Origin of the sequence: Pedobacter psychroterrae (assembly GCF_004331695.1) — a bacterium.
Taxonomy (GTDB): Bacteria; Bacteroidota; Bacteroidia; order Sphingobacteriales; family Sphingobacteriaceae; genus Pedobacter; species Pedobacter psychroterrae.
The window spans coordinates 1,704,546-1,728,335 of sequence record NZ_SJSL01000001.1; the positions used below are offsets into that span (position 1 = coordinate 1,704,546).

22 protein-coding genes and 5 tRNA genes are annotated in these 23,790 nt (G+C 41.0%); 23 read left to right on the forward strand and 4 right to left on the reverse strand.

Annotation, left to right across the window (positions count from 1 at the left end; genetic code table 11):
* Positions 1–52: 52 nt before the first annotated feature.
* Entirely contained in the window at positions 53–1,411 is a 1,359-nt protein-coding gene (locus EZ437_RS07535) for a GH1 family beta-glucosidase (RefSeq protein ID WP_131594750.1), read from the forward strand.
* Here the strand turns inward: EZ437_RS07535 and EZ437_RS07540 are convergent.
* Together EZ437_RS07540 and EZ437_RS07545 are read right to left on the reverse strand one after the other, a co-directional pair.
* Positions 1,408–2,259, reverse strand: a complete 852-nt coding sequence (locus EZ437_RS07540) for a UDP-2,3-diacylglucosamine diphosphatase (RefSeq protein ID WP_131594751.1) — start codon at positions 2,257–2,259, stop codon at positions 1,408–1,410. The two genes, EZ437_RS07535 and EZ437_RS07540, sit on opposite strands and share 4 nt — an antisense overlap.
* A 74-nt stretch (positions 2,260–2,333) precedes the next feature.
* Positions 2,334–3,344: a LacI family DNA-binding transcriptional regulator gene (locus EZ437_RS07545; RefSeq protein ID WP_131594753.1), complete on the reverse strand. Its 1,011-nt coding sequence runs from the start codon at positions 3,342–3,344 to the stop codon at positions 2,334–2,336.
* A 207-nt stretch (positions 3,345–3,551) separates the two neighbouring features.
* Here EZ437_RS07545 and EZ437_RS07550 point away from each other — a divergent pair, with 207 nt between their 5' ends.
* Both EZ437_RS07550 and EZ437_RS07555 read left to right on the forward strand, forming a co-directional pair.
* The gene (locus EZ437_RS07550; protein WP_131594755.1) at positions 3,552–5,180 is read left to right on the forward strand and encodes a sodium/sugar symporter; all 1,629 of its coding nucleotides are present in this window, start codon (positions 3,552–3,554) and stop codon (positions 5,178–5,180) included.
* 33 nt (positions 5,181–5,213) lie between these two features.
* Positions 5,214–6,086: an inositol oxygenase family protein gene (locus EZ437_RS07555; RefSeq protein ID WP_131594757.1), complete on the forward strand. Its 873-nt coding sequence runs from the start codon at positions 5,214–5,216 to the stop codon at positions 6,084–6,086.
* Between the two features lie 61 nt (positions 6,087–6,147).
* On the opposite strand, the gene EZ437_RS07560 is transcribed toward EZ437_RS07555, so the two are convergent.
* Positions 6,148–7,899: a lysophospholipid acyltransferase family protein gene (locus tag EZ437_RS07560; protein ID WP_131594759.1), complete on the reverse strand. Its 1,752-nt coding sequence runs from the start codon at positions 7,897–7,899 to the stop codon at positions 6,148–6,150.
* Between the two features lie 131 nt (positions 7,900–8,030).
* Here EZ437_RS07560 and EZ437_RS07565 point away from each other — a divergent pair, with 131 nt between their 5' ends.
* From EZ437_RS07565 to EZ437_RS07575, 3 genes are all read left to right on the forward strand, one after another.
* Entirely contained in the window at positions 8,031–8,936 is a 906-nt protein-coding gene (locus EZ437_RS07565) for a ComEA family DNA-binding protein (protein WP_131594761.1), read from the forward strand.
* Positions 8,936–9,463: an adenine phosphoribosyltransferase gene (locus tag EZ437_RS07570; RefSeq protein ID WP_131594763.1), complete on the forward strand. Its 528-nt coding sequence runs from the start codon at positions 8,936–8,938 to the stop codon at positions 9,461–9,463. The genes EZ437_RS07565 and EZ437_RS07570 overlap by 1 nt, the downstream gene beginning before the upstream one ends.
* Positions 9,464–9,616: 153 nt before the next feature.
* Positions 9,617–10,354: a response regulator transcription factor gene (locus EZ437_RS07575; RefSeq protein ID WP_131594765.1), complete on the forward strand. Its 738-nt coding sequence runs from the start codon at positions 9,617–9,619 to the stop codon at positions 10,352–10,354.
* Between the two features lie 4 nt (positions 10,355–10,358).
* Here EZ437_RS07575 and EZ437_RS07580 read toward each other — a convergent pair whose 3' ends face one another.
* The gene (locus EZ437_RS07580) at positions 10,359–11,399 is read right to left on the reverse strand and encodes an ATP-binding protein (protein ID WP_131594767.1); all 1,041 of its coding nucleotides are present in this window, start codon (positions 11,397–11,399) and stop codon (positions 10,359–10,361) included.
* Between the two features lie 196 nt (positions 11,400–11,595).
* Here EZ437_RS07580 and EZ437_RS07585 point away from each other — a divergent pair, with 196 nt between their 5' ends.
* From EZ437_RS07585 to rpoB, 17 genes are all read left to right on the forward strand, one after another.
* Positions 11,596–12,768, forward strand: coding sequence for an acyl-CoA dehydrogenase family protein (locus EZ437_RS07585; protein WP_131594769.1), 1,173 nt, complete (start codon positions 11,596–11,598; stop codon positions 12,766–12,768).
* A 368-nt stretch (positions 12,769–13,136) separates the two neighbouring features.
* Positions 13,137–13,331 (forward strand): 30S ribosomal protein S21, encoded by a 195-nt coding sequence (rpsU, locus tag EZ437_RS07590; protein ID WP_008243148.1) that lies wholly within the window; start codon positions 13,137–13,139, stop codon positions 13,329–13,331.
* 127 nt (positions 13,332–13,458) lie between these two features.
* A complete protein-coding gene (locus EZ437_RS07595) occupies positions 13,459–14,343 on the forward strand; it encodes a tyrosine-type recombinase/integrase (RefSeq protein ID WP_131594771.1) in 885 nt (294 codons plus the stop codon).
* 16 nt (positions 14,344–14,359) lie between these two features.
* Entirely contained in the window at positions 14,360–14,707 is a 348-nt protein-coding gene (gene hpf / locus EZ437_RS07600; RefSeq protein WP_131594773.1) for a ribosome hibernation-promoting factor, HPF/YfiA family, read from the forward strand.
* 206 nt (positions 14,708–14,913) lie between these two features.
* Positions 14,914–14,986, forward strand: a tRNA-Thr gene (locus EZ437_RS07605).
* 9 nt (positions 14,987–14,995) lie between these two features.
* Positions 14,996–15,078: transfer RNA gene (locus EZ437_RS07610), tRNA-Tyr, on the forward strand.
* A gap of 11 nt (positions 15,079–15,089) precedes the next feature.
* Positions 15,090–15,162: transfer RNA gene (locus tag EZ437_RS07615), tRNA-Gly, on the forward strand.
* Positions 15,163–15,258: 96 nt separating this feature from the next.
* Positions 15,259–15,330: transfer RNA gene (locus EZ437_RS07620), tRNA-Thr, on the forward strand.
* A gap of 123 nt (positions 15,331–15,453) precedes the next feature.
* A complete protein-coding gene (gene tuf / locus EZ437_RS07625) occupies positions 15,454–16,641 on the forward strand; it encodes an elongation factor Tu (protein ID WP_131594775.1) in 1,188 nt (395 codons plus the stop codon).
* A gap of 142 nt (positions 16,642–16,783) precedes the next feature.
* Positions 16,784–16,854, forward strand: a tRNA-Trp gene (locus tag EZ437_RS07630).
* Positions 16,855–16,867: 13 nt separating this feature from the next.
* Positions 16,868–17,065 carry a preprotein translocase subunit SecE gene (secE, locus tag EZ437_RS07635; RefSeq protein ID WP_131594777.1) on the forward strand — a complete coding sequence of 66 codons (198 nt, stop codon included), beginning with the start codon at positions 16,868–16,870 and terminating at the stop codon, positions 17,063–17,065.
* A 10-nt stretch (positions 17,066–17,075) separates the two neighbouring features.
* Complete coding sequence (gene nusG / locus EZ437_RS07640) at positions 17,076–17,618, forward strand: transcription termination/antitermination protein NusG (RefSeq protein ID WP_131594779.1); 543 nt, start codon at positions 17,076–17,078, stop codon at positions 17,616–17,618.
* 66 nt (positions 17,619–17,684) lie between these two features.
* Positions 17,685–18,128, forward strand: coding sequence for a 50S ribosomal protein L11 (gene rplK / locus EZ437_RS07645; RefSeq protein ID WP_073232496.1), 444 nt, complete (start codon positions 17,685–17,687; stop codon positions 18,126–18,128).
* Between the two features lie 23 nt (positions 18,129–18,151).
* Entirely contained in the window at positions 18,152–18,850 is a 699-nt protein-coding gene (gene rplA, locus EZ437_RS07650; protein WP_131594781.1) for a 50S ribosomal protein L1, read from the forward strand.
* 2 nt (positions 18,851–18,852) lie between these two features.
* Positions 18,853–19,380 (forward strand): 50S ribosomal protein L10, encoded by a 528-nt coding sequence (rplJ, locus tag EZ437_RS07655; protein WP_131594783.1) that lies wholly within the window; start codon positions 18,853–18,855, stop codon positions 19,378–19,380.
* Between the two features lie 62 nt (positions 19,381–19,442).
* Positions 19,443–19,817, forward strand: coding sequence for a 50S ribosomal protein L7/L12 (rplL, locus tag EZ437_RS07660; protein WP_131594785.1), 375 nt, complete (start codon positions 19,443–19,445; stop codon positions 19,815–19,817).
* A gap of 154 nt (positions 19,818–19,971) precedes the next feature.
* Positions 19,972–23,775 carry a DNA-directed RNA polymerase subunit beta gene (gene rpoB / locus EZ437_RS07665; protein WP_131594787.1) on the forward strand — a complete coding sequence of 1,268 codons (3,804 nt, stop codon included), beginning with the start codon at positions 19,972–19,974 and terminating at the stop codon, positions 23,773–23,775.
* Positions 23,776–23,790 lie beyond the last annotated feature (15 nt).

The following is a 23,790-nucleotide window of genomic DNA, read 5'->3' on the forward strand; positions in this document are numbered from 1 at the left end:
CAAGGAGTTGTTTTTTATGGCAATGATCAGATCTTCCTTTTTAAAATAAGGAATGCCTGGTAAAAATGAGCCTGAGTTAAATAAACAGCTATTCGGAAATGACTTCCTCTGGGGGGTATCTACTGCTGCATTTCAGATTGAGGGAAGTTGTGCAGTAGATGGAAGGGGTGCGTCTGTATGGGATGTGTTTTCTAACCGGAAAGGAAATATCAGGGATGGTCACCATGCAAGAACAGCCTGCGATTTTTATAAAGGCTATAAAGCTGATATCGCCCTGGTGAAAAAAATGAACATTCCCAATTTCAGGTTTTCCATCTCCTGGTCGCGCATTCTGCCAGAGGGAACGGGGACCGTAAATCAAAAGGGAATAGATTTTTATAACGAGCTGATCGACCATTGTCTGGAACAGGGAATAGAGCCCTGGCCTACGTTGTATCACTGGGACCTGCCGCAGTCACTAGAAGAAAAAGGTGGTTGGACAAACAGGGAGGTCATTTCCTGGTTTTCTGAATATGTGAATGTTTGTGCTTTGCATTTTGGCGACCGGATAAAGCACTGGATGGTAATGAATGAGCCGATGGTGTTTACCGGGGCAGGCTATTTTATGGGAGTTCATGCGCCCGGGCGTAAGGGATTAAGGAATTTTTTGCCGGCTGTGCACCATGCCGTGCTCAGCATTGCCGAAGGAGGAAGGATTCTTAGGGCAATTTGCCCTGAGGCAAGGATCGGTACCACTTTTTCCTGTACGCATGTAACTCCTTTTTCATCCGGGAAAAGAGATGTTGAAGCTGCATCCAGAGCAGATATATTGTTCAACAGGCTGTTTATAGAGCCGCTTCTGGGTATGGGCTATCCAATGCAGGAAATTCCGGTTTTAAAAAAGCTTAATAGATATTTCTATCCAGGCGATGAGGATAAGATGAGTTTTGACTTTGACTTTATAGGTTTGCAAAATTATACAAGGGAAATAATAAAGTATTCGCTGCTCACACCTTACCTGCATGCGCAGCTGGTGCGGGCAGACAAAAGAAATGTCCCTGTTACCACTATGAAATGGGAAGTTTATCCTCCCTCCATCTATCATGTATTAAAGAAATTTGCAGCATATAAGCAGATCAAAGAAATCTATATTACCGAAAATGGTGCTGCATTTGAAGATTTTGTTACTGAATCAGGAGCAATAAATGATGTGCTGCGGTTGAAGTATCTGCAGGAAAATATTGAGCAGGTATTAAAGGCAAAAGAGGAAGGCGTAAATGTGAATGGTTATTTTGTCTGGACACTGACAGATAATTTTGAATGGGCAGAAGGTTATCACCCCAGGTTTGGACTGATCTACGTAGACTTCAAAACGCAGCAGCGCATTGTAAAATCCTCCGGACTGTGGTATGCAGATTTTCTTAGTGTTTAGCCAGGAAACTCAGTCCTGAAACGTTCAAACATCAACTTCACATCCAGTTTTTCATTGAGGTCTTCTGTATCCAGCAGGTCGTTATCTTCTGTCTGTTGCGCATAATGTTCGGGAAGATATTTATAAATGCTCCATGCGTCATTGTTAAACTCCAGAGCGGTCAGGTTTTCTACCCAGTCGCCAGAGTTAAGGTACAACACATCTCCGTTTTCGGTCTCAATATTCCGTATCTCTGGTTGATGTATGTGGCCGCATACGACATATCCATACCCTTTTTCTACCGCCAGTTCTGCCGCAGTGATTTCAAACTGGTTGATGAACTTCACCGCGTCCTTAAACCTGGCTTTGATTTTTTTGGAGAAACTCATTTTTTCCCGGTTGCTCAAGGTAAGCAGCCAGTTCACAATGCTGTTGATGATGATCAGGGTGTCATAACCCACGGCACCCATTTTGGCCAGCCATTTGGAATGCTGCATGGTCACGTCAAACACGTCTCCGTGAAAAAACCATGCTTTTTTATTTCCAAGGGGCAAGACCAGTTTATCAGTAAGCTGAAAGCTCCCGATCTTAAGATCGCTGAATTTGCGCAGCATCTCATCATGGTTACCTGTTAAATAGTACACCCTGACCCCTTCTGTGATAAATTTCATGATCCTGCGGATCACCTTCATATGGGATTCAGGAAAGTAAGATTTGCTAAACTGCCAGATGTCTATAATGTCACCATTCAGAATGATGGTATCAGGCTTTATACTTTTCAGATAGTTGAGCAGTTCCTTGGCATGACAGCCATAAGTACCCAGGTGTACATCAGATATGACTACCAGCTCAACTTCTCTTTTGGCCATCTTTGTGGTAAATAATCATTTCCATAAAGATGCTGTAAAGTTTTAAACTCAGTGTTAAGGAGGTGTGAAGTTATTTAACAGATGCCTGAGGATTCCCGTTTGATCAGTACAGATTTCAATATTGGGATTTCATCCCTATCGATAGGTTTGTTGTCCAGTATCTTAAATAAAAACCCTGCAGCCTCCCTCCCTATTTCAAATGCGGGTTGTGTGATGGTGGTTAATGAGGGATTCAGCAGTGGGGCGGTGCCTAAATTGGAAAAACTGATTATTTTAAGGTCTTTTGGAATAGTTAAATTCAATGACCTGCACACATAATAACAAGGCAAAGCCAGCTCCTCTATGGAAGAGATAATGGCATCGGGTTTTTGTGTGGTTATCAGGTTCCTGATGTTTTCGTAGTTGGTGTCGATGTTATTGTCGTAGTTTACAATGAGGTGGTCATGAAAGTCCAGATCATGCGCCTTTAATGCATCCTGGTAACCTGACAGGCGCTTTTTCCCGGTAGTAAGGTTGTTGAGTGCGCACAGATAGGCAATCTTTTTGCATCCGTTTTCAATTAAATGCTCAGTGGCACTATAGGCACTTTCATAATCATCGGTAGTGATCTTTACCGCATCAATGTCCTCTATTGTCCGGTCAAAGAAGACAACGGGTATTCTTTTTACCAGCTCTCTGAAATGTTCGCTGTTTACCGTGCTGCTGGCTACAGAAATCAGTATTCCGTCTACACGACCGCTCAGCAGACTGTCGGTAAAGGCAATTTCTATCTCGCTGTTTTCATGTGTCTGGTAGATCAGTACATGATAATCCCGCTTTCTTGCGATCTCTTCTATTCCGTTGATTGCCAGGGAAAAGAAATTATTGGCTATTTCCGGAACGATCACCGCAATCGTCTTTGTTTTATTGCTGCGCAGGTTACTGGCAGAAGGGTTGCGTTCATATTTGAGTTTTTTTGCCAGGTCCCACACTTTTTGCTTGGTCTCCTGACTAATCTCATGGCTGTCGTTCAGGGCCTTAGAGACAGTCGCAATTGAGATATTCAGTTCCTGCGCTAATGTCTTTACTGTAACGTTGCCTTTCATGTATACTGGAAATTTTGAGGTTAATTTAAATAGGTGCCGAATCAACTTAAACGTATTCGTAAAAATAATGTCGTTTAAAACTAAGATTTAATTTTTTTATATACAGCTTTGATATACAAGATTATTATTTGGTTTTGTACTAACCAAATGTAATACAATTTATCTGAACTCAGATTCAGTAATGATTCTGATTAGCCTGTACCAAATATGAACCATCTGGATATTTTAGATTATGTAGTTTTCTTTATCTACTTCATTACTATAGCCGGATATGGGTATTACATTTATCATAAGAAAAAAACTACCTCCAATAGCGCTAAAGACTTTTTTCTGGCAGAAGGTTCACTCACCTGGTGGGCTATTGGCGCATCTCTGATTGCCTCAAATATATCTGCCGAACATTTCATTGGAATGTCGGGCTCTGGTTTTGCTTTGGGACTTGCCATTGCTTCTTACGAATGGATGGCTGCTGCCACATTGATTATTGTGGCTATTTTTATCCTCCCAGTATACCTGAAGAACAAGATCTTTACCATGCCGCAGTTTTTATCGAAGCGGTATAATGATAAAGTTAGTACCATTATGGCGGTATTCTGGTTGCTGGTGTATGTTTTTGTGAACCTTACCTCTATCATCTACCTGGGGGCCCTGGCCATTTCTTCGATATCACCCATCAGTTTTGAATGGTGCATTGTAGGGCTCAGTATCTTTTCAATGGTCGTGACTTTGGGGGGGATGAAGGTGATTGGCTATACTGATGTGATCCAGGTGATGGTACTGATCTTTGGCGGTTTGATTACTACTTATCTTGCCCTTTCTCTACTGTCAAACGAATATGGATTTGGCGGAGATATTTTCAAAGGCCTGTCTGTCTTAAGAAAAGAAGCACCTGATCATTTTCACATGATCTTTGATTCTTCTGATAAATACTATAAAGAGCTTCCCGGTTTATCCGTATTAATCGGTGGTATGTTGATCAACAACCTGGCCTACTGGGGCTGTAACCAGTACATCGTACAACGGGCATTGGGCGCTGATTTAAATACGGCACGTAAGGGTATCTTATTCGCAGCATTTTTAAAACTACTCGTGCCGGTCATTGCTGTCCTACCTGGCATTGTGATGTATGTGCTTCACAATAAGGGCCTGTTTCATACAGAAATGTCGGATGCGGGGGTGTTGAAACCGGACCATGCTTATCCCACCTTGATGAATTTATTGCCGGCAGGCTTAAAAGGTATCGCTTTTGCTGCCCTTACAGCTGCCATTGTCGCTTCATTGGCTGGCAAGGCAAACAGTATATCTACCATTTTCTCGCTTGACATTTATAAAAAATACTTTAACAGATCGGCCTCGGATAAAAAGATGGTAAATGTAGGGCGATGGGCAGTAGTTGTTTCTATGACCATTGCCGCGATCGTAACACCATCCTTAAGATCGCTTGATCAGGCGTACCAGTTTATCCAGGAATATGTAGGCTTTATTTCGCCTGGAGTACTGGCGATATTCCTGCTGGGTTTTTACTGGAAACGCACCACCACCGCAGCCGCCATGACAGGCGCACTGATCACCATTCCACTTTCAACGGTGTTAAAGTTTCTGCCTGGGTGGACAAATGGTGCTTTTCCCGATTATCCCTTCCTCGACAGGATGGCTATTGATTTTGTAGTCATAGTACTCCTGATGATCGTGATCAGCCTCAGCAGGCCCCAAAAAGCTGCAACCGAAAACTCAATTGAAGTAGATACCTCCATGTTTAAGGTCAGTACCAGTTTCGCGATAGGCTCGATCCTTATCATGGGCATATTGACCGCATTATATACAGTATTCTGGTAAGTAAATTATTGATAAGTATTAAAATACAAAGTGATGAAAGCGCAAGAAAATGAAGACAAGAACCCGTTGTCAAGTCTGGAAGAGTGGGAAGACGATGTGTTGAAAAGATATCCTGAGCCCGGCGTTCCGGCCAAAAGCAAGGAAGAGTTCAGGAATTATGACAGCCCCGAAATTGATTCCGTAAGGGAGTTTTACAGGCTGAACCATAAATACCAGACCTATGATAACGTATTGGCCAAAAAGGAAAATTTCCTGAAGTTTGATAAGAAGGAAATGCCCTGGTGGTCTGCCATGGAATACTTAAACCAATTGGTAGATGATTCAGACCCTGATACTTCACTCGATCAGCTGCAGCACCTGCTGCAGACTGCTGAGGCTATCCGTGCCGACGGGCATCCGGACTGGTTTGTGCTAACTGGTTTTATACATGATCTGGGTAAGGTATTGTGCCTGTTTGGCGAACCGCAATGGAATGTAGTGGGTGATTCATTTCCGGTAGGATGCAGGTTTTCTGAAAACATCGTATTCTCTGAATTCTTTGCGGACAATCCGGACAGTAAGGATGAGCGTTTCAATACAAAATATGGCGTATATACACATCAGTGCGGATTAGAAAACATACACATGTCATGGGGGCATGATGAATACCTCTACAATATTACAAAAAACTACCTGCCGGAACAGGCCTTGTACATGATCCGCTACCACTCCTTTTATTCACAGCACCGTGAACGTTCGTACGACCACATCTTGAATGCCCATGATCAGGAAATGTTTAAATGGGTTGATAAATTCAATCCGTATGATCTGTATTCCAAGAGCCCAAAAGCGCCGGTCGTCAGCGAGTTAAAACCCTACTACGAAGATTTGATAGCGAAGTATCTTCCGGCTACGGTATCGCTTTAAAGAGCGGGCACACCGGCTATACAAACTAGTAATTTTTAGGGGGGTAATAAAAGATCTCCCCCTAAAAATTCTTTCCCACCTTTTCCAGTATCTCCGCAGGAATATTCTGTGTATCTACTACGAGAAAACCATCCAGACAATCTGAAAATTTAGGGTCTATATTGAAGCAAATGATCTTTGCATTGAGGTTCAAATACTGTCTCAGCAGTACAGGAATTTTAATGTGGGTGTTTTCGATGTCAGAAATCAGGCTGTCCAGGTCCTTTAGCGAGTCGCTGCTTTCTACCAGCAGGTCTTTATTGATGGCCGACAGGTCTGCCTTAAACTTATTCTTAGGCTTTACATAATGCGCCAGCTCATAGTCAAAATGATTTTTAGTGATGTAATCTACAATCAAAGACTTTGAAAACTTAGAAAAGTTATTGCTGATACTCACCGGCCCAAACATATACCGGTATTGAGGATTGTCCATAAGGTACTTTAAAATACCCTTCCATAACAGGAACAGTGGAAGCGGTTTCTGCTGATATTCTTTACGTATCCATGAGCGCCCGAGTTCTATGCCGTTTCTAAGGATAGGGTAAAAGGGCTCTTTGATTTTAAACAGCTCTGATAGGTAAAAACCACGGCGGCCCATGGTATTTAAGATCTCATCACCTTTACCTATGCGGTAGGCGCCAACAATGTTCTGCAGGTCCTTGTCCCAAATAAAAAGATGGCTGTAATAGATGTCATAATTGTCCAGGTCTATCTTTTTGTTGCTCCCCTCACCAACCTCTCTAAAGGTAATCTCCCGCAACCTCCCGATTTCTCTTAAAATATTGGGAATGGCGACTGTCGGTGTGATGTATACCTCGTAATTTTTTTCCTGCCATACCCGGAAGCTTTCCAGCTGGCTTACCTCCTCAACTATTTTATTACGGTCTGTTTCCTCAACGATCTCCTGGGGTTTTTTCTTTATTTTAAACAGATTAATGGGGTTAAACAATTTCTTCTCTTCCTCCAGTCCGGTCCCCAACGCATAGGTGCGTGCCCTTAAAAAGTCCAGTAGCTTGTTGGTATTGTTTCTGTAAGAAATATCTTCAATATGGATTGGCTTACCAATCCGTACTTTTATTTTTAACCCTTGTTTGTTTAAAAATTCGGAGGGCAGTTTTGCAGTTCTTAAAGTAGGGTGAATGAAGCTTAAAATATTAAACAGCACCCCGTTATTGCCATGAAAATAAATAGGTACGACTGGCAGTTTTGCCCTTGCTATCAGCTTGCCTACTACCGGATGCCATAGCCTGTCGGTGATTTCCTGCTTGTCAATGCTGAAAGTAGAAACCTCACCTGCCGGAAATATGCCGATGGGAATGTCATTTTGTAACAGGTCGAAAGTTGCTTTTAATCCGCTGATGCTGGAAGAATGCTGTACATTTTCAAAAGGGTTTACTGCCACAAAGAACTCGCTTAGGTTGGGAATTTTTTTAAGGATAAAGTTTACCATTACCTTTGCTTCAGGCCTTACCATGCAAAGCAGTTTTACCAGGGCCAGTCCTTCAACGCCACCATAAGGGTGATTGGCAATGGCTATAAATCCCCCTGTTTTGGGAATGTTCTTCAGGTCATCGTCGTCAAAATCAATCGTTACACCAATGGTCTCTAATATTTTGTCGACGAATTCCAGTCCGTTAAAATGTTTATTCTGTGAAAAAACCTTGTTGATGTCATTCAGTTTCATTACTTCCATTAGTAAAGCCGCAAGGCCTGGTACACCAAGCTTATCAATCTTGGTAGCTTTTGCAAACTCCTGGGTTGTGATGATCTTCATTTAAAATGCAGGTTAGTGAATTATTAATCCAACCTCAAACTTAGATAAAACTGTGAAGCATTCATGAACAATTCAAAAAAAAATATATGAATATGATAGATGGACCTTAGATTTCTATAGTAATTTAGCCTGTGAGAAAATTACTAAATACCTATTTTGGGATCAGCAGGAGCGAGTATAACGGAATGCTGGCACTGGTGCTGCTGATTGCAGGGATTGCGGCAATTCCGAAGGTGTATGAAATTATGGTGCCTGCGCGCAAAACCAAAGATCATGACATACCTGTAGCTATTAAAATGCCCGCAAATAGCAGGGAAAAAAGGCACTACCCGCGTAAGGTAGTGGAAGACCATATTAAGATCAGACAAGAATTGTTTGTTTTCGATCCCAATACCATAGGGATTGAAGAATGGCAAAGCCTGGGCTTATCTGCCCGGCAGTCGGCCGCCATCATCAACTACAGAAAAAAGGGTGGGAAGTTTAGAAAAGCGGAAGACCTGCAAAAGATGTATACCATCAGTGATGAAATGTACAAGCGGTTATTTCCTTATGTGAGCATTGAACCAAAGCCAGGGAATGCTGCTTTTTATGTAAAAAGAGGCGATGCAGTAAAGCCTGAGCATAAAAAACATGTCTTGAATATCATAGAGGTAAACCATGCAGACAGTACCGCACTGGTAGAAATAAAGGGTATTGGCCCGGGATTTGCCAGCCGCATCATCAAATACCGCGAAAGGATAGGCGGGTTTCACAAAAAAGAGCAGTTGATGGAAGTTTTTGGTTTGGATTCTCTTAAATTTAAAGAGATCAACAGTCAGGTTAGTCTTGATACAGCAGGCCTTAAAAAGATCTATATCAATGCTGTTTTGGCGGGGGACTTTAAAAATCATCCATATATAAAGTATAAGCAGGCCAATGCCCTGGTCCAATACCGGAAGCAACATGGCGATTATAGAAATATTGCAGACTTAAGTAAAGTCCTTATATTGGATGCCGAAACGATAAACCGTTTAGCACCTTATCTTAATTTTAAGTAATGATCTCAGCAAGAATAAAACAGGCCGTCCGTGATGTAAACGATTTTCCAAAACCTGGAATTGTCTTTAAAGACATTACCCCAATATTAAAAGATCCGGCATTGTGCATTGAGATCAGTAAAGCCCTGGCCGATCAGCTAAAGGGAATTGAGATCGATGTAGTAGCCGGGATTGAAAGCAGGGGTTTCTTGTTTGGTCCCTCGTTGGCCCAGCTATTAAACGTTCCTTTTGTGCCTGTCCGTAAGGCCGGCAAGCTACCCTACAAAACCATACAGCAATCATACGACCTGGAGTATGGGAGCGCAGTGATAGAATGCCATCAGGATGCTTTGCTGTCAGGTCAGCGGGTTTTGATCCACGACGACCTGCTGGCTACAGGAGGAACCGTAGTGGCGGCTTCTAAATTGATATCCCAGCTTGAAGCCACTGTAGTTGCTTATTCTTTTATCATTTCACTTGATTTTCTGAACGGAAGAGAACGGTTAACACCCTATACCCAAAAGGTATTTTCATTAGTTTCCTACTAAAGTTAAGAAGTTTTTATACAGAATTTTGATAGTGTTGCCTGAATAAAAAGTATTTTTTCTAAATTGTGCAAAGTTAGTATTGCTGGTTAAGGCTGTCAACTGAGAAAATGCACAGTCTCACGGAGTTTTTTGAATGCTGGCAAAGTTATTATCATGATATCGAAGAAGAATTTTGGCGATTACTCGCGGACACACATCAGTGATGTTCCCGCAAATACAGCAAGCGAGGAAGCCTTGTATTTTAAACAGACCATTCCAAAATTTCCGGAAGAAGCCGTGTATATCTATTCTTTTAAACTGAATAAAATGATCTTTGCCGCAGGATGGGAAGAGGTATTGGGATATAGGGACGATGAGATCAATATGCTGGCCATTGTGAATATGTCAGCGCCCGACTTTGCGCCGTTTTCGCATGATCTTAATGACAAAGCCTTAAAATTTATCCATGGCAAAACAAAAGACCTGGAGAAATATAGCTTTACAATAGAGCTAAAGAAAATCCATAAAGAAGGTCATGAGGTGCCTATTATGGCGCGTGTGGGCGTGTATAGTTCAGAAGAAGGAAAGATAACTTCTATCATCGGGAGGTTCCAGGTCAACAGGAGCCTGATATTTGGTAAGGTAATGCGGTATGCTGCATACGGCCCCGAAAAAGAGAAGTTTGAAGAAGAATTAAATAAAGCGCTGTTTTATCATTTCGCTATTTCAAACAAAGAAAAAGAAGCCCTGGCATTGGTAGCAAAGGGATATTCATTTAAAGAAATAGCCCATGAACTGAGTGTTTCACATTCAGCTATTGAGAAAAGGATCTTGCCGCTCTATAAAAGGTTTGATCTTAAAAGCCTGACCCATCTGGTCAGTTTTGCTTATGATAACAATATCCTTCCTTAAAGGCCTAATCCAGGTTTACAGTTACAATATTTGATTTTTGAACCCCGATCTGCTGCAGCAGGGTTTCCCATTTCTGTTCCAGCAGGCTTGTAGGGTCATCTGTGCCCATTACCCAGATGATATTTTTATCCCTGATATGCCTGATGTTGTCCGGCCCGCAGTCCACATTGTTCAGCAGATCATAGAATAGCCTGGTAGTAATGATGTCACCTTTCACCGGTTGGCCCGGATTGATGTCGTCAATTACCAGAAGGTTGCAGTTGCGCCAGTACCACAATTTGTCCAGGTGCCGGGGGTTTGCCGTTTTCTCAAAGAACAGGCTTAATAGTTTTACCGCTGTGACATAGCTGCAACAATTGTTTTTAATAGAAGCTTCCGTAGCAATTCCTATAGATAGTGTGGTTTTTCCGCTTCCGCGGGATCCAAAGATCAGCATATGCTTGCCCTGTTCTTTATTGTCCAGAAATTCCTGTATGGCTGCTTTATTTTTATCATCTATCTGCTGGTTCCATTGGCTAAGGCGCAATTGAAAAGGATATTCTGCATTTTGCACATACATTTTTGTAGTATACCAGTAATAGGCAGGATAAGCAACCAGAAGCAGCAAGATCAGCAAAGCGGCCAGCATGCCCGGATGGTAATGGCATACCAGGCTGGCAGCAAAAGCACCCATGCCAAAATAAATAAGATCCGTCAGTGTGTCAAAAGCAACGTTCATCCATGCCGGACTGAACGTATAATTGCCCTTATTGAGTGCTGTTCGCTTGGTAGGTACTTTAAGTAACAGCGGCCCAAGAAAGTTGTAGGTTTCAAACAGGATCCATGCCGACCATACCCCAAATGCAGCCCAAAGTTCCGGATGCTGTATGCCTGGTTTTGATTTGAGAAAACTATAAATAATGATGGTAGGAATGAACCCCAGTGAAAAATGACCAAACTGATTGGCTAACCAGGAATAAGTGAGCGTGACCCCACGATAAGAATCTTTTCCGATCAGGTCTTTTTTTAGTTGCGCGATGATTGCCTGTCTATTGATATAACCCATGAGTGCGGAAGAATTAAGATAATTTAGATGCTAAAGCTAAAAAAAATAATTTTTTTTATGGAGTATTTAATTTAACTTAAAAAGAAGAAGTAAGGTTAATGAACTGAATACCATTTCGTTCTATTAATTTGCAAATTTTAAACTTAGGGAGCTGTGGTTAAATTTATTATTATTGCTGGAATTCAATCAAAAAAATATGATAGAAACAATGGATAATTCTGTAGGCTACAACTTCAGTATCTCAGAAAACCAATTAATGATCAGGGAAATGGTTAAGGATTTTACTGAAAAAAATATCCGTCCGAATGTGATGGAATGGGACGAAGCCCAATATTTTCCGGTAGAAGTTTTTAAAAAACTGGGAGAACTGGGATTGATGGGAGTGTTGGTGCCGGAAACATATGGCGGCTCAGGTCTTGGTTACCAGGAATATGTAGACGTAATAGTAGGTGTGTCCAGAGTTTGCGGATCGATAGGCTTGTCGCTGGCAGCACATAATTCACTATGTACCGGACATATTCTGGCATTTGCAAATGAAGAACAGAAGCAAAAATGGCTGCCTAAGCTGGCTACGGCCGAATGGATAGGAGCATGGGGGTTAACGGAGGCCAACACCGGATCAGATGCCCTGAGAATGATGACTACGGCAGTATTGGATGGGGATGAATATGTGCTGAATGGGGCTAAGAACTGGATTACCCATGGAAAAACCGGAGATGTAGCGGTGGTGATGGTGAGGACAGGCGAACAGGGAAGCTCAAGAGGGATCTCTGCAATTGTGGTAGAAAGAGGCACCCCGGGGTTTGCCGCTGGCAAAAAAGAGAATAAACTGGGCATGCGTGCTTCGGAAACTACGGAAATGGTTTTTGACAATTGCCGGGTGCCGAAGGAAAATATTCTTGGAAATATTGGGGATGGATTTAAGCAGGCTATGAAAATTTTGGACGGGGGCAGGATTTCAATTGCTGCATTGTCATTGGGGATCGCTAAAGGAGCCTATGAAGCAGCGCTGGCCTATGCAAAAGAAAGACATCAGTTTGGACAGCCTATAGCAAATTTTCAGGGCATTAGCTTTAAACTGGCCGATATGGCTACTGAGATTGAAGGTGCTGAACTGCTGATCAGACAGGCCGCCGATTTGAAAAACCGCGGACTGCCTATGACCAAGGAATCAGCGATGGCCAAGTATTTCGCTTCGGAAGTAGCGGTAAGGTGCGCGACAGAAGCCGTCCAGATTTTTGGAGGTTATGGATATACCAAGGACTTTCCCGTAGAGAAGTTTTACAGGGATAGCAAATTATGTACAATAGGAGAGGGAACTTCCGAAATACAGAAAATAGTTATTGCAAGAGAAGTTTTAAAAGGTTAAATTTATATCTCATAATAAAGGGGTTAATCAATTTTTAAAAATTTATTCTAAACCAAACATTACCAGGATCCGGCATTCGTATGAATGCCGGATTTTTTTGTATTGCTTAGCCTCAATAGCCTTTTACATCCGCTTTGTATCCGTTCGCTTAGCGGTTGCTTGGTTAAGCCTTACGAGGGCATTGAGTAAGGGTTGGAAGGGCTAGGGGGTATGCCAACCCTTATCCAAGACTTACTACCCCTAAACTTTTGAATATGATGGATTTTTTACGGCAGCAGTGTGAATAAAATTAGATTAATATTTTGGTAATCAAATAAAACGCGTATCTTTGCAGTCCTAAAAACAGCGAGAGGAGGTATTTTTACGTTATGATCATTATTAATATTAAAGACGGCGAATCACTAGATAAAGCCCTAAAACGTTTCAAGAAGAAATTTGAGAAAACGGGAGTTTTGAGAGAACTACGTAGCCGTCAGGCATACGAGAAAAAATCTGTAGCTCGTCGTACGCTAGTAAAGCACGCAATTTACAAACAGAATATGCAACTGGAAGGAACTATTTAATCCTCGCAGTCTATTATATAGTATTGAAGCGTCGTCAAATTTTGACGACGCTTTTTTATTTAGATAAAAATGGATTTGTTAGATAATGTTTTGTATATTCACTTATCGAGCAATACAAATAGTTTCTATGACTGTTGACCATTTTCTAACCTATCTCCAGCACGAGAAACGCTATTCTCCGCATACCATACAAGCTTACAGGATAGATTTGCTTCAATTTAGCGATTTTCTACTGACAACATTTGAGCTTGAGCTCAAAGATGCTGCATACATCCATGTGAGGGATTTTATGGTTTGGCTGATGGATCATGGAAATTCAGAAAATTCTGTCGGAAGGAAGCTTTCAACGCTGAGAAGTTTTTATAAATATCTGATAAGGGAGCAAGTTGTAAGGGTCAACCCGATGTCTTTTGCCAAGGCGCCAAAGGTGCCTAAGCGCCTCCCGGTATTTGTTGACGATCAGAAGCTGGACCAGTTGCTGGATTCGAAAGAATTTTTTGACGAGAGTTTTCCTTCAGTGAGGGACAAACTGGTGATTGAGACGCTATTTGGAACCGGGATCAGGCTGGCAGAACTGCTTTCAATTAAGGAGTCAGATATTGATTTTTATGAAACAAGTATCAGGATTCTGGGGAAAAGGAATAAAGAAAGAGTGGTGCCTGTAAGCAAATCCCTTATGAGTCAGATAAAAGCATACATTGACTTAAAATCATTGCAGAATTTTAATAACAAAACAGGGGTGTTATTCGTTACCAATACAGGAGCTGTGGCTTATCGTACCTTAATTTATAAAATAGTGCACCGTTATTTGACTTATATTTCAACACAGGAAAAGAGGAGCCCGCATGTACTGCGGCATTCCTATGCGACTTCATTATTAAACAGGGGAGCAGATTTAAATGCAATAAAGGAGCTGCTGGGACATTCCAGTTTGGCTGCGACACAGGTTTACACACACAATTCAATAGAAAGAATAAAATCAATATATAAACAAGCCCATCCAAAGGCATAAAAAAGAGGAGGTAAATATGAAAATTACAGTTCAATCGATCCATTTCAATGCAGACAAGAAGTTGTTAGATTTCGTCCAGAAGAAAGTAGATAAGTTAGATCAGTTTTTTGACCAGATCATCAGTGGGGTAGTTTATTTAAAATTGGAGAATGTAGATGATGAAGCCAATAAGATCAGTGAGATTAAACTGATCGTTCCAGGTGGAACATTGTTTGCAAAAGAGCAGTGCAAATCATTTGAAGAGGCTACAGATTTGGCGATAGAATCCTTAAGAAAGCAAATTACGAAACATAAAGATAAGACAAGAGTAAAGCTTAGTGAACACAAAGCAATTTTAAATGCTGATGAAGTGTCTGATTATTAAGCAGATATTTTCTAGGTTTTTGATAAAAAATTGGCGGCAATACTTCCGCCAATTTTTTTTTGAAAATAATTTTGTGTAGTACTTAAATTCTTGTAGATTTGCATTCCATTTCAGAGAGGGCGTTGGCCCGGTAAAGAAGTGGGATGTTCTGTGAAAGATTAATATTATAGAATTTGTTGCTTCAATTGAAGTGATTTGTGATATAAGCCTCCTTAGCTCAGCTGGTAGAGCAACTGACTTGTAATCAGTAGGTCATTGGTTCGATCCCGATAGGAGGCTCTTTTTTTTGGGGGGATACCAGAGTGGCCAAATGGGACAGACTGTAACTCTGTTGTCGCAAGACTTCGAAGGTTCGAATCCTTCTCCCCCCACAATTAAAGAAGCGGAAGTAGCTCAGTTGGTAGAGCGATAGCCTTCCAAGCTATAGGTCGCGAGTTCGAACCTCGTCTTCCGCTCAAAAATGGAAAAAGGTGGGCAGTCGGCAGGATTTGAAAAAATCATTCGATACTGCATTGCAGCATTGGATTAAAGATTGCAAGCTGAGATTAATAGCCGAAGTAGCTCAGCGGTAGAGCACTTCCTTGGTAAGGAAGAGGTCGTGGGTTCAAGTCCCATCTTTGGCTCAAAAAGAATAAAGGATACTTTGTTAAATCTGTCTAAAAGCAGGGAGAACAAGGTTTTTTGTATTGAATTGTATCAAAACAATAAATAAAATAAAAAGTTAACCTACTAATAAGTATAAAAACATGGCAAAAGAAAAGTTTGACCGCAGCAAGCCGCACTTAAACATCGGCACAATCGGTCACGTTGACCACGGTAAAACAACCTTAACAGCAGCAATCACTAAGGTGTTAGCTGATGCTGGTTTCTCTGAGGCGCGTTCATTTGATTCGATTGACTCGGCTCCTGAAGAAAAGGAAAGAGGTATCACTATTAACACAGCACACGTTGAGTATTCAACTGCTAACCGTCACTATGCACACGTTGACTGTCCTGGTCACGCGGATTATGTGAAGAACATGGTTACTGGTGCTGCGCAAATGGATGGAGCTATCATCGTTGTAGCTGCTACAGATGGTCCGATGCCACAAACACGTGAGCACATTCTATTGGCTCGCCAGGTAGGTGTTCCAACATTAGTAGTATTCATGAATAAAGTGGATATGGTTGATGATCCTGAACTACTTGAATTGGTAGAAATGGAAATTCGTGAACTATTATCTTTCTATGAATTCCCTGGTGATGATATCCCTGTTATTCAAGGTTCAGCTCTTGGTGGCTTGAACGGAGATCCGAAATGGGTTGGTAAAATTCTTGAGCTAATGGAAGCTGTAGATAGCTATATTCCAATTCCTCCACGTTTGACTGAGCTTCCATTCTTGATGCCTGTTGAAGATGTATTCTCGATCACTGGTCGTGGTACTGTTGCAACTGGTCGTATTGAGCGTGGTGTAATCAACTCTGGTGATCCTGTTGAGATCCTGGGTATGGGTGCTGAAAATCTTAAATCAACTGTAACAGGTGTTGAGATGTTCCGTAAGATCCTTGATTATGGTGAAGCAGGAGATAACGTAGGTCTATTGTTACGTGGTATTGAGAAAACTGATATCCGTCGTGGTATGGTTATCTGTAAACCAGGTTCGGTAAATCCTCACACTGATTTCAAAGCTGAGATCTATGTATTGTCAAAAGCAGAAGGTGGACGTCACACTCCATTCTTTAACAAATACCGTCCTCAATTCTATTTCCGTACTACAGACGTTACTGGTGAGATTTCACTGGCTGAAGGAACTGAAATGGTTATGCCAGGTGATAACGTTACGATCACTGTTAAATTGATCAACGCAATCGCAATGGAAAAAGGTCTTCGTTTCGCTATCCGTGAGGGTGGTAGAACTGTAGGTGCTGGTCAGGTAACTGAAATATTGAAATAGTTTCTTTAGGCTTAGCTTAAAGATAGATTGAAATAAGAAACAAAGTACTTGGGCTTTGATAGCTTGAGTACTTTGTTTTCTAAAAGAAATCGGTATTCTCTGTTAGGGAATAAGTTTGGCTCTTTAAGAGCATAAAGTATACACGGGAATAGTTCAATGGTAGAATAGAGGTCTCCAAAACCTTTGATCAGGGTTCGAATCCTTGTTCCCGTGCAAAAAATTAATTATGGCTAAAGTAGTTCAATTTATTAAGGAATCGTATGAAGAAATGACCCAGAAGGTTACCTGGCCTACATGGGGTGATTTACAAAATTCTGCGATGCTGGTTTTAGTAGCTTCACTAATCATTGCGTTGGTTATTTTTGCAATGGATAAGGGTTCTACATTTGTTTTAGATGCTTTTTATCAATCACTTTCTAATTAATATAGCTTAAATGAACGATCAGTTGAAATGGTATGTGGTTAGGGCTGTTAGTGGGAAAGAGAAGAAAGTAAAACAGTATATCGATTCTGAAATTAGCCGGTTAGGATTTTCACATTTAGTGCCTCAGGTATTGATTCCGATGGAGAAATACTATCAGATGAAAGACGGGAAAAAGATTGCTAAGGAACGCAATTTTTATCCTGGCTATGTTTTGATTGAAGCGATTTTAGACGGAGAGTTAGAACACATTATTAAGAATGTTAATAGTGTGATTGGCTTTTTAGGAGATAAGGGTGGAAATCCCGTACCGATGCGTCAGGCAGAGGTTAACCGTATTTTAGGCAAGGTTGATGAGATGAGCCAACAGAGCGAAACCATGAATGTTGCTTACTATGTAGGCGAGAACGTTAAAGTGATGGATGGTCCGTTTAATGGATTTACCGGCGTTATCGAAGAGGTTAATGAAGAAAAGAAAAAATTAAAAGTTATGGTTAAGATTTTCGGAAGAAAAACTCCATTGGAGCTTAACTATATGCAGGTAGAGAAAGAATAAAGACCTTAAATGTTACATGCTTCCAACATTTTAACATTGAGTATTACAAATTAACAAAAACAGAAAATGGCAAAAGAAGTCAGTGCACTTGTTAAATTACAGATCAAGGGTGGAGCTGCAAATCCATCACCACCGGTAGGGCCTGCGTTAGGTGCTAAAGGGGTGAACATTATGGAGTTTTGCAAGCAATTCAATGCTCGTACCCAAGATAAGCCCGGTAAAGTATTACCAGTTGTAATTACTGTTTATGCTGACAAGTCTTTCGAATTTATCATCAAAACCCCTCCGGTGGCAATCCAGTTAAAGGATGCGACTAAATTAACGAGTGGTTCTGCTGAGCCCAACCGTAAGAAAGTTGGTTCGGTGACTTGGGATCAGGTTAAGTCAATTGCTGAAGATAAAATGACTGATTTAAATGCATTCACTATCGAATCGGCAATGAGTATGGTTGCCGGTACAGCACGCAGTATGGGAATTACCGTTAGCGGTGATGCACCCTGGACAAATTAATTAACAAAAAACAGTTTACAACAGTGGCTAAATTAACAAAAAATCAAAAAAAGGCACATGCTAAACTAGAATCTGGTAAATCGTATTCTTTAAAGGATGCGGCTGCTTTGGTAAAAGAGATTACTACTACTAAATTTGATGCATCGGTTGATATCGATGTTAGTTTAGGTGTAGATCCGCGTAAAGCCAATCAAATGGTACGTGGTATAGCAACTTTACCACACGGTACAGGTAAAACTGTACGTGTATTAGTTCTTTGTACCCCTGATAAGGAAGAAGAGGCTAAAGCAGCTGGAGCAGATTTTGTAGGTTTAGACGAATATGTGTCGAAAATTGAAGGTGGATGGACTGATGTTGACATTATTATCACAACTCCTGCCTGTATGGCAAAAGTAGGTAAACTAGGCCGCGTTTTGGGCCCACGTAACCTAATGCCAAATCCTAAATCAGGAACTGTAACCAACGAAGTTGGTAAAGCGGTTACTGATGTTAAAGGCGGGAAGATCGATTTTAAAGTTGACAAAAGTGGTATTATACACGCTTCAGTAGGGAAGGTATCATTCCCGGCAGAGAAAATATATGAAAATGCATTGGAAGTACTTCAGGTAATTTCTAAGCTAAAACCATCTGCTGCAAAAGGAACTTATTTTAAGAGCATTCACGTGTCTTCTACTATGAGTCCTGGAATTGCAATCGAAACTAAATCAGTAGCGGGGATCTAATTATGAACAGAGAAGAAAAACACGAATTAGTTTCAGCTCTTCAAGCGAAGATGCAGGAATTTGGCAATTTTTATATTGCTGACACTTCAAGCTTATCTGTTGAGAAAGTGAACAACATCCGCCGCAAATGTTTCGAAAGCGGGATTGAAATGCAGGTTGCTAAAAATACCTTGATCAGAAAAGCGATTGAAGGATTGGAAGGCGATGCATCAGAGATCTTTGTTGCGCTAAAAGGTCAATCAGCATTGTTATTCTCAACAGTAGGTAATGGTCCAGCTAAGCTGATCAAATCCTTGAGAAAAGGAAAAGGAGCTGATAAACCGGTGCTTAAAGCAGCTTATATCGATTCGACAGTATTTATTGGTGACAACCAGTTGGATACTTTAGTGAGCCTTAAATCAAGAGAAGAGCTTATTGGAGACATCATTGGTCTATTACAGTCACCAGCTAAGAATGTTATTTCGGCATTACAGTCTGGCGGTAACAAAATTGCAGGAATTGTTAAAACTCTTCAAGAGAGAGAAGGTTAAGGAACACCTTATAAGTTCATATTAATAAATTATTTTACGTAAAAATTTTAAAATCTATAAAAATGGCAGATTTAAAAGCGTTTGCTGAGCAATTGGTAAACTTGACAGTTAAAGAAGTTAATGAATTGGCTCAAATCTTAAAAGACGAGTATGGTATCGAACCAGCTGCTGCTGCAGTTGCTGTTGCAGGTCCTGCTGGTGATGCTGCTCCTGTAGCTGAAGAAAAAACAACTTTTGATGTAATATTGAAAGAAGCTGGTGGTTCTAAATTAGCAGTTGTTAAATTGGTAAAAGATCTAACTGGCTTAGGTTTGAAAGAAGCTAAAGACTTAGTTGACGGTGCACCAAAAGAATTGAAATCTGGTGTTACTAAAGACGAAGCTAATGCTTTGAAAACTCAATTAGAGGAAGCTGGAGCTGTAGTTGAAGTTAAGTAGTCACTTAATTTTAATAAAACTTTAACCATAGACTCCGACTATTTAGTCGGAGTCTATACCTGTTTATAAACATTTCATCTTGTTTGGTTGGTGATATTGTTTAACGGCTAACCAAACAAATAGTTTATTCTTAAAGTAAATTAACTTTAGTCCATTGGCAAATAAAGTCGACCAAAGAGTAAATTTTGCACGTAGTAAGCATATCATAGATTACCCAGATTTTCTAGATGTGCAGTTGCAATCATTCAGAGAATTTTTTCAGATAGAAACTACTTCTGACAACCGTCATACTGAAGGTTTGTTTAAAGTATTTGCTGAAAATTTCCCAATCACAGATTCAAGAAACATCTTTGTTTTAGAATTCCTTGATTATTTTATTGACCCACCGCGTTATGATATACCTGAGTGTATTGACCGTGGGTTAACTTATAGTGTTCCATTAAAGGCTAAGCTTAAGCTTTCCTGTAATGATGCTGAACATGAAGATTTTGAAACCATCATTCAGGATGTGTATTTAGGGACCATACCATATATGACCCCTAAAGGTACATTTGTAATCAACGGTGCTGAGCGTGTAATTGTATCACAATTGCACAGGTCACCAGGAGTGTTCTTCGGTCAAAGCCGTCACACCAATGGTACCAAGTTATACTCTGCCCGTGTAATTCCTTTTAAAGGGTCCTGGATTGAGTTTGCAACTGACGTGAACAATGTCATGTATGCATACATTGATCGCAAGAAAAAATTCCCGGTTACCACGCTACTGCGTGCAATAGGTTATGATTCTGATAAAGACATTCTTGAACTGTTTGATCTGGCTGATGAGGTTAAGGTTAGCAAGTCTGGTTTGAAGAAGTATATCGGACGTAAACTGGCTGCAAGGGTACTAAGAAAATGGGTGGAGGATTTTGTAGATGAAGATACCGGTGAGGTAGTTTCTATAGACCGTAACGAAGTGATCCTGGACAGGGATACTGTTTTAGAAGACGACCATATTGATATGATCATTGATGCTGGCGTTAAAACCATTATCTTATCTAAAGATGACGGTGCAAGTCAGGCAGATTATACAATTATATATAATACTTTACAAAAGGATACGTCTAACTCTGAGAAAGAGGCTGTTGAAAACATCTATCGTGCTTTGCGTAACGCAGAACCACCTGATGAGGAAACTGCTAGAGGTATCATTGAACGTTTGTTCTTCTCGGATAAGCGTTATGACTTAGGTGATGTGGGCAGGTACCGTATCAACCGTAAGTTGAAAATGGATACTCCTGATCATGTAAAGGTATTGACAAAAGCAGACATCATTGCAATTGTTAAATACCTGATCAAACTGATCAACTCTAAAGAAGAGGTGGATGATATTGATCACTTGTCGAACCGTCGTGTTCGTACTGTAGGTGAGCAATTATACGCCCAGTTTGGTGTTGGTCTGGCACGTATGGCACGTACTATACGTGAGCGTATGAACATTCGTGACAACGAGGTATTTACACCGACTGACCTGATTAATGCCCGTACTTTATCGTCGGTTATTAATTCGTTCTTTGGTACCAACCAGTTATCGCAGTTTATGGACCAGACTAATCCGCTGGCAGAGATTACGCACAAGCGTCGTTTGTCTGCCTTAGGCCCGGGTGGTCTGTCGCGTGAGCGTGCCGGTTTTGAGGTTCGTGACGTTCACTATACACACTACGGTCGTTTATGTACAATTGAAACACCGGAGGGACCAAACATTGGTTTGATCTCTTCTCTTTGTGTTCATGCCAAGATCAACAACTTAGGTTTTATTGAAACTCCTTATAAAAAGGTAGAGAATGGTATTGTCGCTATGGACGAGCCGGTTATCTATTTGTCGGCTGAGGATGAGGATGGTAAAACCATTGCTCAGGCAAATGCTGAATATGATGATAAGGGTAATTTCAATACGCCACGTGTAAAAGCACGTTATGAGGGTGACTTCCCGATCATTGAGCCGGAGAAACTGGATTTAATGGACGTAGCGCCTAATCAGATTACCTCGATTGCAGCTTCATTGATTCCGTTCCTGGAGCATGATGATGCGAACAGGGCTTTGATGGGATCTAACATGCAACGTCAGGCCGTACCATTGTTGCGTCCTGAGGCTCCGATTGTTGGTACAGGTTTGGAAGGTCGCGTAGCCCGTGACTCGAGAACTTTGATCAATGCGGAAGGTGATGGTGTAGTGGAATATGTTGATGCAAATGAGATCACTATTAAATATGTTAGAAACGACGGCGATCGTTTGGTTTCTTTCGAAGGTGACAGCAAAACTTATAAATTAATCAAGTTCAAGAAAACCAACCAGAATACTTGTATCAATTTGAAGCCGATTGTTAAAAAAGGCCAGAAAGTTGTGAAAGGACAAGTGCTTTGTGAAGGTTATGCTACTGAAAATGGTGAACTGGCATTGGGAAGAAACTTAAAAGTTGCTTTCATGCCTTGGCAAGGTTATAACTTTGAGGATGCGATCGTAATTAACGAGCGTATTGTCCGTGAAGATATCTTTACCTCGCTTCATATTGAAGAGTTTGAACTGGAAGTACGTGATACAAAACGTGGAGAAGAGGAATTAACACCGGATATTCCTAACGTTTCTGAAGAGGCTACTAAAGACCTGGACGAAAATGGTATCATCCGTATCGGTGCTGAAGTGAAAGAAGGCGATATTTTGATCGGAAAGATCACCCCTAAAGGTGAATCTGATCCTTCGCCGGAAGAAAAATTACTACGTGCGATATTTGGAGATAAAGCGGGTGATGTAAAAGATGCTTCCTTGAAAACTCCTCCTTCTATTAAAGGTGTGGTAATTGATACTAAATTGTTCTCGAGAGCTAAAAAAACTACTAAAGCTGAAGAAAAATCAGCAATAGAGAAATTAGACAAGAGATATGATTTGGTGGTGATGAACCTGAAAAATGAATTGGTGGACAAATTGTTCCAGATTGTAAACGGCAAGACATCGCAAGGTGTGTATAACGTATACAAGGAATTGTTGTTCCCTAAGGGAGCCAAGTTTACACAGAAAAGTTTATCTGATTTGGAATATGCGCACATCAATCCATACAAATGGACTACTGATGACGACAAGAATGATCAGATCAAATTGTTATTGCATAACTATGGTATTCGTGTAAACGAAGAACTGGGTGCGTATAAACGTGATAAGTTTGCAATCAGTGTGGGTGATGAGCTGCCTTCAGGTATCGTTCAGATGGCTAAAGTTTATGTGGCTAAGAAACGCAAGTTGAAAGTTGGGGATAAAATGGCAGGACGTCACGGTAATAAGGGTATTGTAGCCCGTATTGTACGTGATGAAGATATGCCATTCCTTGAAGACGGAACGCCTGTTGATATTGTGTTGAACCCATTGGGTGTACCATCACGTATGAACCTTGGTCAGATCTACGAAACTGTATTGGCATGGGCCGGTAAAGAGCTGGGAGTGAAATTCGCTACCCCGATCTTTGATGGTGCAAAACATGATGAGGTTGAAGGCTGGATCGCTAAGGCTGGTTTGCCTGCTTCTGGCAGAACTTATTTAAATAACGGTTTAACAGGTGAGAAATTTGACCAGCCGACTACAGTAGGTATTATTTACATGCTGAAACTTGGACACATGGTTGATGATAAAATGCACGCACGTTCTATCGGACCATACTCATTGATTACACAGCAGCCATTGGGTGGTAAAGCCCAGTTTGGTGGTCAGCGTTTTGGTGAGATGGAGGTTTGGGCATTGGAAGCATTTGGTGCTGCCAATATTCTGCAGGAAATATTAACTGTTAAGTCAGATGATGTGATCGGCAGGGCTAAAACTTACGAAGCGATTGTAAAAGGCGAGAACCTTCCTACCCCGGGTGTACCAGAATCATTCAATGTACTGGTTCATGAATTACGTGGATTAGGTTTGGATATTACGTTAGACTAAACCAAAAAAAGAGCT